The sequence below is a fragment of the Chitinophaga sp. 01L420 genome (assembly GCF_056399985.1).
Genome location: NZ_JBFTSK010000031.1, coordinates 1 through 11,631, shown reverse-complemented (window position 1 = coordinate 11,631; position 11,631 = coordinate 1). Strand labels below are relative to the sequence as shown.

Genomic DNA, 11,631 nt, shown 5'->3' with positions numbered 1-11,631 from the left:
TTTTGCAATATTTTAACCAATTGTGTTACAATCATTCCATTATATTTGCCTAATATTCTTTTTCCTAAGTATGTATATTATATGAAGAAAATAATTTTTACCCTTGGTCTGATAGCTGTTTCTATTGGAGTTTTCGCGCAGGATGGTGGCTCACCGATGAATAAAGCGGTTAATAAGGTTACCCATTCCAACGACTTTTTGATGATACAGTTATCTTACGATGGCTGGGCAGGTTCGCCTGATAGTATTAAGACCGGCCTGAACAGGGGTTTTAATGTGGCCTTGATGTATGATTTCCCGTTTAAGAAATCCAAACTAAGCATGGCAGCAGGTTTAGGGATAAGCACGAGCGGTATCTACCTGAAAGATCATAGTATGGATATAACAGGAGAGAAGATTAAAAACCAGGCTTCTTTCCCTAGTTCTACTGCCAAAAAGAATAAAGTAGCTACTACTTACCTGGAAATTCCGATTGAATTACGGTATCGTAGCGTGCCAGACAACGCCAATAAAGGTTTCAAAGCCGCGATAGGTGTGAAAGTAGGCGCCCTGGTGGATGCGCATACCAAAGATAAAATTACAGGCCCTAATGGCAGCAAGCAGATTGAGAAAGAGGCTAACCGCGGATTCTTTAACCCATGGCGCTTTTCAGCAACTGCCCGTGTAGGTTACGGTAACTTCGCCCTGTTTGGCGCTTACTCCCTGAACCCATTGTTGAAAGACAATAGCAGCGGAAACCTGGATATCAGACCTTACTCTATAGGTATCTGCTTAAGTGGATTATAATCGCTTTCAGCGTTTAGCATAAAAAATTACGGCCATGGTTATTATAACCATGGCCGTTTTAATGATATCTATAGAAGGCTTACTGGCCTTTAAATACCGGCTTTCTTTTTTCCAGGAATGCTTGTATCCCTTCGGCATTATCGGTCGAGTTACCGGCTATTTCCTGGCAATATGCTTCGTAGTCGAGTACAGCGTCCAGGTCTTCTGTCATTCCTTTTGTCAGCATTTTCTTCATCAGGGCAATCGCTTTCGTAGGTGCGGCAGCGTAATAGGCTGCTTCGGCCTGTACAGTGGCATCCAACTGGGAGGCCGGCACTACTTTGTTGACCAGGCCCATTTGCAGTGCTTCCGGCGCCGTAATTTTAGTGGCTTTGGTAGCCAGTTCAAATGCGCGGTGGTAGCCTACGGTACGGGGCAGAAAATAGGAGGAGCCAGAATCCAGCACCAGGGCGATGTTCACAAATATTTCAATCATGGTGGCTTCTTCGCTGGCAATGATCATATCACAGGCCAGTGCGATGGAGCATCCGGCGCCAGCCGCTACCCCATTGAGCCTGCAGATCACCGGCTTGGGCATGTTGCGGATGGCGCGTATAATAGGATTGTAGCGTTTGTGGAGCGATTCACTTAAGTCGCGCTTCCCTGACTCCATGGATGCCTTCAGGTCTTGCCCGCTGCTGAAAGCTTTCCCCGCTCCTGTCAGCACCACCACTCTCACGGAAGAATCCTTTTCTGCCTTTTTTAATGCGTCCTGCAGTTCGTAGCTGAGCGGATCGTTGAATGCATTGTATACTTCAGGTCTGTTAAGTGTGATGGTAGCAATACCATCCTGGATATCCATTAATAAAGCCGCCATGATAGCTGGATTGTTTTGGTGATTTACAGGGTTTCTTTCAGCCAGTTAAAGAATTCACGTTGCCATGCGATACCGTTTTGAGGTTTCAGTACCCAGTGGTTTTCTTCAGGGAAGTAGAGCAGTTTGCTCTTGATTCCTTTCAGTTGTGCCAGCTGGAAGGCTTGTAAGCCTTGTTCAATAGGCACGCGGAAGTCGATACCACCCTGTATGATGAGGATGGGTGTATTCCATTTGCCGGCATATTCGCTTGGGTTGAAATGTTTGAAGCCGTTGGCATTAGCCGGATCCCAGTAAGCGCCGATGTCCCAGTTGGCAAACCAGAGTTCTTCTGTAGTACCATACCAGCTTTTCAGGTCAAAAAGGCCATCGTGGGCAATGAAGGATTTGAAACGGTTTTCGTGTACGCCTGCCAGCATGTATACGGAATAGCCGCCGTAGCTGGCACCTACTGCGCCTAAACGGGATTTGTCTACATAACTTTCTTTACTCACATCATCAATGGCACTCAGGTAGTCTTTAATGGGTTGTCCGCCCCAGTCCTTACTGATAGACGCATTCCACTCTACTCCATGTCCTGGCATCCCTCTTCTGTTAGGTGCTACCACAATGTAGCCCTGAGAAGCCATCAGCTGGAAGTTCCAGCGATAGGAATAAAACTGGGATACGGGAGACTGTGGGCCGCCCTGGCAGTACAGCAGGGTTGGATATTTTTTAGCAGGGTCAAAGTCCGGAGGGAAGATCACCCAGGTGAGCATATCCTTGCCATCCGTGGTTTTTACCCAGCGCTTTTCAATTTTGCACATGCCTATTTTGTCGTAGGCCGCTTTGTTGACATTGGTAAGCGCTGTCACAGTGCCTTTCTGGAGATCTACTGTGAACAGTTCCGCGGCATGGTTCATATCAGTACGGGATACCACCAGGGTATTACCGCTTTGCGCGAGCATATCATTGATATCAAAATCACCGGTAGTTACCTGACGTATATGCTTTTCCGTTGTTTGGGCGATGTTTTTCTGCAGGGTGATTTCCAGCACCTGTTCCGTACCTTTTATAACTGCCAGGAAATATATTTTTTTGCCATCGTTGCTGAAGCGGGTCGCGCCGGCAGTGCCATCCCAGCCTTTGGTAAGATTGGTGATGGTGCCGGTAGCACGGTCCATGATGATCACATCATTTTTATCTGCTTCGTAACCATCTCGGGCCATGCTTAACCAGGTAATGTATTTACCATCCTGGCTGAAAGCGGGTGCCACATCGTAGCCCATCATGCCCTGAGAGAGGTTGCGGGTACTTTTGGAATCGAGATTAAATTCGTAGATGTCGGTGTTGGTACTGAGTGCGTAATCTTTCCCGTATTTCTTCTTTGTTACATAAAGAATACTTTTCCCGTCCTGGCTCCAGATCATGTCTTCAGGGCCACCGGAGGGCACCTGTGGGCAGTCATACGGTTCATCTGCCATAATATCTACAGGCGTACCTACTTCCCCGTTGTTATACGTAGCATAAAACACATGGGAGAAGTTGCCATCTTCCCAGGTATCCCAGTGACGGTAGTTGAGGTTATCATAGATCTGTACATTGGATTTCGGGAGATCGGCGTAATGATCGGCGCCGGAAATCTTCTTTACTTTCACTTCTTTCGAAAACAGGATATGCTTGCCATCAGGGGAAATACGGATGTTTTGCATACCGCCTTCCACATTGGTTTTCTGTACCGGATCGGAGCCATCGGCATTCATTTCATACCATTGGCCTTTCAGGGAGAAGCCGATTTTATTGCCTGGCAATATGGCTACATCGCCTTCTGCACCTGGTGTTTGGGTGAGTTGCTTTGGTGTACCGCCTGCGAGCGGAATGGCATAGAGGTTTTTTTCTCCCTTATTCTCGGTCATATTGATCTGGGAAACGCCGTAGATAACGGTTTTGCCGTCAGCACTTACCGCTTCTCCACTCACCCGGCCCAATTGCCATAGCAATTCGGGTGTCATTTTATCCTGGGCTACTGCCATAGTTGATATTAATAGTCCTGTCAGTAAAAATGGTTTATACATGATATAGATGGGTTGTTTTGGATCGGGTAAATGTAGGAAGAAAAGGGGATTTTACGGGGTCCGCTAAATGGCGAGCAAATTCTCTGTAAATTTGCAGCAAATTCAGAAATAACTTGATTGAGAAAAAACAAGTAGTAGAAAAAGAAGAAAGAGCCGTCATCGTTGGTGTTATTACCAAGGATCAGACAGAGCGCCAGGTAAACGAGTTCCTGGACGAGCTGATGTTCCTGGCAGAAACAGCGGGTGCTCAGGCCGTAAAACGCTTTACCCAGCGACTGGCACACCCTGACAGGGCCACCTTTGTAGGTAAGGGAAAGTTGGAAGAAATACATCAGTTTGTTGCAGGCAGGAATATTTCACTGGTCATATTTGATGATGAGCTGACCGGCTCTCAGATAGCCAATATTGAAAAAGTGTTGAAGGTAAAGGTGATAGACCGCAGTGATCTTATCCTGGATATTTTTGCCCGCCGCGCCCGTACTGCACAAGCAAGAGTGCAGGTGGAACTGGCACAGTACCAATACATCCTGCCACGTTTACGTGGTATGTGGAGTCACCTGGAAAGACAGGGAGGCGGTATTGGCAGCAGGGGACCTGGTGAAACGGAAATCGAAACAGATCGCCGTATCGTAAAGGATAAAATAGCACTGTTACGCAAAAGACTGGAAGACATCGACCGGCAATCGCTTACCCAGCGTCAGGAACGGGGTGAATTTATTCGTGTGGCGCTGGTAGGTTATACCAACGTAGGTAAAAGCACCATCATGAATTTGCTCAGCAAAAGTGAAGTATTTGCCGAAAACAAACTGTTTGCCACCCTGGACACCACTACCCGCAAGGTAGTTTTTGACCAAACGCCTTTCCTGCTCAGCGATACCGTAGGATTTATCCGCAAGCTGCCCCACCACCTGGTAGAGAGCTTCAAATCCACGTTGGACGAGGTGCGCGAAAGCGATATCCTGATCCATGTGGTAGATATTTCCCATCCGCAGTATGAAGAGCAGATTGAAGTGGTTAACCGCACCCTGCAGGAGCTGAAAGCCTTCGAAAAGCCCACCATTATGATCTTTAACAAGATGGATCTGTATGAGGCCAACACTTTTGACCAATGGCTGGAGCCAGAAGTAAAACAGGATATCCTGAATAACCTGAAGCAACACTGGGAAACAAAAACCCAGGGCAACTGTGTATTCATTTCCGCGCTTGAGAAAAGGAATATTGAAGAGTTGCGCAAAACCATCCTGGATAAGGTATCGCAGCTGTATAAGGAGCGTTTCCCTTATAAAACCGAATTCTTCTACTAATGGCCAAAGAGTATTCCTGGTATAAATTAGAAGAAGGCCGGCTGCCATTTGCAGAGAAAGAAATCAGTGTGATAGCCGTAAATGGAAAAAAGATTTGCTGTACCCTGCATGAGGGACGGCTTTTCGCCTTTGCCTATAAATGTCCGCATGCCGGTGGCATTATGGCCGATGGGGTGATAGATGCCGCCGGCAACGTGGTTTGCCCGTTGCACCGTTATAAATTCAGTCTGAAAAACGGCTACAATAGCAGCGGAGAAGGCTACTACCTGAAAACCTACCCGATAGAACAGCGTGAAGACGGCCCCTGGCTGGGTATGGAGAAAAGTGGCTGGTTCTGGTAAGCAATTATCTTTCTGTTAAAAGTGATATGTGTGTTTGAAGTAACCGGTATATGCCTGTAACTTTTCGTCATGCTGACAACACCTACAACGCGCAGATTTATACTTACCGAACAACAGGTATGGCTGCTGATAACAGCCATGGTTATATTGTTGCAGTTCAGTGCACTGTTTGTACCTATCCTGGAGCCTGATGGCGCACTTTATGCCGGTATTGCCAAAACTATGGTACTGAAACATGACTACTGGAATCTCTATGCAGATGGTCATGACTGGCTGGATAAACCCCACTTCCCTTTCTGGATGGCTGCTATCAGCTTTCAGCTTTTCGGCATCCACACCTGGTCTTATAAGCTTCCTGCCATTCTATTTTTGTTGATGGGCGCCTGGTATACTTACCGGTTTGCGCTGCTGTTATACGATGAAAAGGTGGCCCGCTGGGCAGTTTGCATCCTGCTGACCGCCGAGCACCTGGTGATTTCCAACAACGATGTCCGGGCAGAGCCTTATCTCACCGGGTTGATCATTGCAGCAGTTTATCATTTTTATAAGCGGGGAATCCTCCTGGGAGCCTTTTTTACGGCTTGTGCCATCATGACCAAGGGTTTGTTTGCCCTGGTGCCTGTTTGCGCCGCAATTGGGGGGCAAATGCTGTTTACCCGTAACTGGAAAGAATTGTTTCACCTGCGCTGGCTCCTGGCGCTGCTGCTCATCGCTGTATTCATCACCCCTGAGCTATATGCCCTGTACCGGCAGTTTGACCAGCATCCCGAGAAAACTGTTTTTGGTACCACCGGCGTTTCCGGGCTGCGCTTTTTCTTCTGGGATAGCCAGTTTGGTCGTTTTATGAATACCGGCCCCATCAAAGGCTCCGGCGATCCATTCTTCTTTTTCCACACCCTGTTATGGGCATTTCTGCCCTGGTCTGTGATGTTATACGCAGCGGTCATCATCTTCATAAAAAATTGGAAACAACAAAAGGAATACTACTGCATATGCGCCGCCCTGGCCACATTTGCCCTATTTTCCCTCTCCCGCTTCCAGCTACCCCATTACCTGAATATTATTTTTCCTTTTTTTGCCATCCTCACCGCGCAATACATTTTATCGCTGCACAGCACCAAAGGGCTGAAATTTTTCCGGATTACCCAATACACCATTATCATACTCCTGGCTGTTGGCGCAGTGCTCATAGACCTGCTCTACAAGCCCGCCATGCACTATGCCTGGCTGCTGCTGGCAGCATCTCTTTGCCTGTTGTACCTCCTCCTCCACTATTGGCTGGATAAATCCACCAAACAGGCGGTGTTTTATCGTACTATTTCCATCAGCATCCTGCTGAATTTATACCTGAATACGATCTTATATCCCGACATGATGCAATACCAGAGCGGTAGTACCGCTGCGGTATATGCGAATACCTATCTCCCCGGACGTAGTATTGGTTTCTATTATGCTAACTCCTACGCTTTCGATTTTTACCTGCAGGCGCCGGTGTTACGCCCGGACTCCGCTATGGCGGGCGTTGTTTTCACCACGCCAGAGGGGACAGCTGCTTTGCAACAGCAAGGATATACCTGCACCGTTCTTAAATCATTTCCACATTTTTATGTGAGCAAACTGGATTTACCATTTGTCCGAAAGGTGACACGGGCGGGTGCTTTAGGGGAAAGGCAACTTGTAGCCGTGAAAAAATAATTTTTTTTATTTTGCCTGAAATGTTGTGTGGTGGCTGAATGCGTTGGATTTATTTTCTCTTTTAAGTGGTTTTTTTGAAAAAAAGCAGAATAAGATTTTGCAAAAATAAAAATTTACCTATTTTTGCAATCCCAAATCGCGTAAACGATGAGGGCAACACTCCTCCTTAGCTCAGTTGGTTAGAGCATCTGACTGTTAATCAGAGGGTCTCTGGTTCAAGTCCAGAAGGGGGAGCAAAAGGAACAGCTTAGCAGAAATGCTAAGCTGTTTTTGTTTTATAATATTATTGGTAATATACCATGTCAGTCATCTTGGCTTACAGCATCGCCATTGTTTTAGCGATTATAGTAGCGGTATTCCCCCCACTGCGAGCTAACACCAAATTGTTACTGGCATCAATGGTATAAGTATTGATTGGGGTATAATTTATTTTGTTAGAGGAAACGACAGCTGTAGTTTTTAGTCCGCTGAAGGAAGTGGCAACACTAACAATATCAAAAAAGCTGATGTTTCCGTTGTTCCCATCAAATCCCTTTACAAGTACCAGACAACAAAGGCCAGGTTGAATTAATGGATAAATTATTGTTGCTGTGATAGGTGCAGTAGTCCTTACTTCACCTGCATAATCAGCTAAAACGACACAGTTATCTGCATTTCTTTCGAAATTGGCAATATCTGTTGATGCCACATTACCTATTGAGTTTAGCTTGCCTCTGTATAAGCTGCTATCGATTTTCTTCAGAATGGTACCATCATCGGAAGTTACAAACTTATTTACGATGTTACCAAGTGTTACCTTAGGATGATTTCTGAATACAATCCAGGTGCCAATGGCACTTGGCCCACCGCAATTAAATTTAGAATTTATAAACRGGCAGTCTTCGATAGAAACCGAGTCTTCCTTATTACCGAGTCCTCCAACGATAATAATTGGAGCGGCATCGCTTGATATTAACCCAACAGTATTTGTAATGGATTCTCCGGTTAGTCCCTTTATGACAACCTGATTGGCTACCACATATAGTAATTCACCAACAGATAGAGACGTTTGTTTTACAAAGTCGCAGGAAAAATTCAAAATGGTAACATCGGAATATCCTACTACGCTGATCCCTCTTATGCCAACCCCGCGGCCGCGTTGCCCAAAATCCTGCACGGAAATCTTGCTGATGAGCAGTGTGGTGTTATCCGCTCCACTTATGGAAGTTGCCAGGTCAATGCCAATTGCTTTTATAGCAGATTTTCCTGGATTTATAATCATGAAAATATTCCTTATTTCTGTTTGCCATACTGCCCCGGTGTTAGCAGATGACTTTATTCCGGTATGAGCAAAATTTATAAAAAAGTCTGCGAAAACGCTGTTCATCACCTGGTCATTCGGATTATTCCCATTCTTGAAAAACCATATGGCTACGGCGTTTTCATCACATACGGTTACCGGTACATCCTCAAAGCTAATGTGAAGACCTGTATAAGTAAGTTTATAGCCTTTGATGTTTAATGCAGTGAAACTTCCACTAGGTCTGATATAAGCACTATGCCCTTCAATGGTGRCATAATTCAGGTTTACGTTAATGGTTTTTGTGATTTTGTAATTTCCTGGTGGAAAATAAACGCTCTTATTTTTATCGAAAGCAGCCTGGATAGCAGTGCTATCATCTGTATTTGGGGCATCACCTACTGCACCAAACCATTTCACATTGACTGACTCATTGTACAATCGCTTCCATCGACCGGTGGTAGACGTGTTAAATATAGTACCGCCATCCGCGGGGTCAGTAGAAATATTATCCCAATAGAAGGCACCTCCTCCTCCATCACCTTTATGGTGATATCCCAGTACCTGAACAAGTTCATCAGGAGCGGTAGGGGCATAATTTAATAAGTCATTTACAATAGTGGCTAAGGTCATTTTTTATATTTTGAGGGTTTGAAAAATTTTATAAATAAATAAACGACCTCCTTACGCATTGGATTTGCGTTGGAATAATTAAAGTGAATTAAGATAATTTAGTTAGGATACCTTCCTGATTATTTGCTTATCTATCTGTAATTTTAGAATACCTTCGGGTAAGTAACTCCTTTTACTTAAGGCTTTCGRCACCTGATGTGTAATGATAGTTGCATGGTAAATAATTAATATTTGTCATCTGAGGTAATTTCTGTAAAGGTCTCCTTCCCTCCGTTTTCGTAATATCTAAGCTATAGTTGGGGGATTCCAGGCTCACTTCCACTGCCGGTTTTTATACATCTCGCAATAAAAATCTATACAAACTGTACATTTATTCAAATATTTTACTAGATTTGCCGCCGATGTTCACAAAATGGTGGGCAACTATAAGATCTTCTTCGTTTAAAGGGACTTATGGAAACATTCCTCCTTAGCTCAGTTGGTTAGAGCATCTGACTGTTAATCAGAGGGTCTCTGGTTCAAGTCCAGAAGGGGGAGCAGAAAGAGAAAGGCTTGCAGTGATGCAGGCCTTTCCCGTTTTATACTTAGCGATTATATCACCATATATTTTGTGACTTCAATTTATCTTTTTCCTTTTACCATCCTCAAGGCGATCGTTTAATCCCCCATTTAAAACACTGAGCTCGCCTCATTACGGTTTGCCGTAAAAGTTACTGGTAAGGACTTTTTATTTTAGCATTGAATACAACGTATTATTTTATTAACTCTCCAATCTATTTAACAATGGAAATAATGATTTCTTCGAATCCACCAGTTGCTTCGTTTATGGAGGATATTAATGGAATTGATTTTACGATGGTAAAACAGAAGTTGCAAGAACCCCCCTATGAGGGATATGGTTGGTCTGCATCACAAGCGGACATTGCAGAAATTGAGTATAAGAGATTTCTGGCGCTGAAAAGGAAATATCCAGAAAAAGATATTGTGCCGCACAGAGATGTTGATCTTTTTTGGCATCAGCACATTCTTGATACAGAGAAATATGCAGAAGATTGCAAGGCAGTATTTGGATTTTTGTTGCATCATTATCCTTATTTCGGGATGAATGGGCCGGAAGATGAACAAAATTTGATTAACGCATTTGAGGAAACAAAGAATCTCTACGCTGAAACCTTCCATGTCGAGTATCTGGCAAAGCCAGCAAAGCCCAAAAGATGTCTTGCCCCAAAATGTAGGACACAGTGTAAACCAGTAAAATGTAAATAGGTCATTGTTCAAGTATACTAAGGGATAATAAAGGATGATGCAAAGAGATTCCCCAGTTACTGAAATCAACATAAGTCAGTAGCATATCGGCGCAAAACTGGCTCTAGTTCGTAAATCCGGCGTAAATTCTCTAAAAAAGTGTTCGAAATCCGTAAAGTAGGGGGAGCAACGAAAAGGCAGTTACAACTAAATGTTTGTAACTGCCTTTTTATTTTTATACTATAATATTCTTTACATGCACTCCTGAATTCAATCACTGCTTTATAGGATCAAGTTGAAAACCTGGGGATAGCCCAAATTTTAAGCATAAAGTTTAGTTCATCTATAAAGGAAGAATGGTGCAGATCTGGGCCTGCCAGCTACCCGAAAGCCTGCATCATGGATATTTTAGCAGGAATTTTATCTTCGTTATCTCTAAATACGCTTTTAAGATATAGGGCATTAAGAACCCCTATCATTATAGTCCGCATTACCTTTTCATTATGTAGGCTCCGTCGATGCTATGCTTAGCACCCGCTTAGTACCTACAGAAGCAGTGCAGGAGAGGTGGACTTGATGCGGGGATGACGTTCGGATGTATAACCGGGATGAAATTGAATCAGCAAATGAATGGAGGTGAGAAGTGGCCATAGCAATGCTGCTTCAGCACCAGGCTGTAGCTGCGGAAAGAGATGTGCTATTTAAAGGAAGCAGGTATAAAGGGTTTATTTATCAAAATATCTCCGGAGGCAAGATCGCTTTATTCCAGTTGAATGATAGCTGGATATGCGTGTGTATAGATAAGTTTGGGAAGCAATTTTGTCCGCTTTGGGTAAGTGCGTTTATTCACATATTTGGGTACTTGTGGCGCTGTCACCGCAATAATGTCTGCGGCCATATATTTTCTGTTGCCCGATGGGCCGTCTTTGTACATCGCTCTTACCTGGAAAACTACTACCAGTGAACCTTCCCCGGGTACATCGAGTGAAACATTTGTTTCCTGGAAAGTAGTATCCGGCTCTATCATGAGTGTAACCGTTTCACTACCCGCCACCTGGCGTGATGTAAAATCAATACGCGTAGCGATCACTTTTACTTCGAGGGCAGCAATACCTTTATACCCGTCGATGGTTTGTGCGGGAATATTTAATATCCCATTAGGGAGAAGCCGGGGTGCCACCGCAAAGAAACGATCTACTCCGGTATGCTGATTGAAACGGAAGCCTGTCAGGGCCGCATGATGATCGCCGGCAGCAATGAGTAGCTTGTTTAGCCGATTGATGTGGCCACCATCACAATGGATATCCAGGTGGGGGTAGAAAGCATGCCGGATAAAAGCGCCTTTCCTGCTGGCGATGCCAAAGCGCCGGGATGCGCGGCGGGTAGCAGCCGTTTGCTGCACGCTTTGCGGCATGGAGCGCAGGAAGTAGTTGCCATTGCG

9 protein-coding genes and 2 tRNA genes are annotated in these 11,631 nt (G+C 44.7%); 7 read left to right on the top strand and 4 right to left on the bottom strand.

All coding sequences use genetic code 11. The features are described from left to right. Positions 1–81: 81 nt before the first annotated feature. The gene (locus AC1DP6_RS24875) at positions 82–786 is read left to right on the top strand and encodes a porin family protein (protein WP_441572891.1); all 705 of its coding nucleotides are present in this window, start codon (positions 82–84) and stop codon (positions 784–786) included. A 79-nt stretch (positions 787–865) separates the two neighbouring features. Here the strand turns inward: AC1DP6_RS24875 and AC1DP6_RS24870 are convergent, their stop codons facing one another. Together AC1DP6_RS24870 and AC1DP6_RS24865 are read right to left on the bottom strand one after the other, a co-directional pair. Next, on the bottom strand, positions 866–1,642 hold the full coding sequence (locus tag AC1DP6_RS24870; RefSeq protein WP_477057259.1) for an enoyl-CoA hydratase-related protein: 777 nt from the start codon (positions 1,640–1,642) through the stop codon (positions 866–868). Between the two features lie 23 nt (positions 1,643–1,665). Continuing rightward, positions 1,666–3,693 (bottom strand): alpha/beta hydrolase family protein, encoded by a 2,028-nt coding sequence (locus AC1DP6_RS24865; protein WP_477057258.1) that lies wholly within the window; start codon positions 3,691–3,693, stop codon positions 1,666–1,668. A gap of 113 nt (positions 3,694–3,806) precedes the next feature. Between AC1DP6_RS24865 and hflX the strand changes: the two genes are divergently transcribed. The 4 genes from hflX (at position 3,807) to AC1DP6_RS24845 (ending at position 7,267) form a co-directional block, all read left to right on the top strand. Further along, complete coding sequence (gene hflX / locus AC1DP6_RS24860) at positions 3,807–4,997, top strand: GTPase HflX (RefSeq protein ID WP_441572894.1); 1,191 nt, start codon at positions 3,807–3,809, stop codon at positions 4,995–4,997. Then, on the top strand, positions 4,997–5,338 hold the full coding sequence (locus tag AC1DP6_RS24855; RefSeq protein WP_477057257.1) for a Rieske (2Fe-2S) protein: 342 nt from the start codon (positions 4,997–4,999) through the stop codon (positions 5,336–5,338). Before hflX ends, AC1DP6_RS24855 begins: the two co-directional genes overlap by 1 nt. Positions 5,339–5,407: 69 nt before the next feature. After that, positions 5,408–7,033, top strand: a complete 1,626-nt coding sequence (locus AC1DP6_RS24850) for an ArnT family glycosyltransferase (RefSeq protein ID WP_477057256.1) — start codon at positions 5,408–5,410, stop codon at positions 7,031–7,033. Positions 7,034–7,193: 160 nt separating this feature from the next. Then, positions 7,194–7,267, top strand: a tRNA-Asn gene (locus AC1DP6_RS24845). A gap of 82 nt (positions 7,268–7,349) precedes the next feature. Here the strand turns inward: AC1DP6_RS24845 and AC1DP6_RS24840 are convergent. Continuing rightward, positions 7,350–8,945, bottom strand: a complete 1,596-nt coding sequence (locus AC1DP6_RS24840) for a glycosyl hydrolase family 28-related protein (protein ID WP_477057255.1) — start codon at positions 8,943–8,945, stop codon at positions 7,350–7,352. Positions 8,946–9,408: 463 nt separating this feature from the next. On the opposite strand from AC1DP6_RS24840, the gene AC1DP6_RS24835 reads away from it, so the two are divergent. Beyond that, positions 9,409–9,482, top strand: a tRNA-Asn gene (locus tag AC1DP6_RS24835). 246 nt (positions 9,483–9,728) lie between these two features. Next, positions 9,729–10,211: a glycine-rich domain-containing protein gene (locus AC1DP6_RS24830; RefSeq protein WP_477057254.1), complete on the top strand. Its 483-nt coding sequence runs from the start codon at positions 9,729–9,731 to the stop codon at positions 10,209–10,211. A gap of 739 nt (positions 10,212–10,950) precedes the next feature. On the opposite strand, the gene AC1DP6_RS24825 is transcribed toward AC1DP6_RS24830, so the two are convergent. Beyond that, positions 10,951–11,631, bottom strand: a 681-nt coding sequence (locus AC1DP6_RS24825) for a hypothetical protein (RefSeq protein ID WP_477057253.1), incomplete at its 5' end; no start/stop codon positions are given.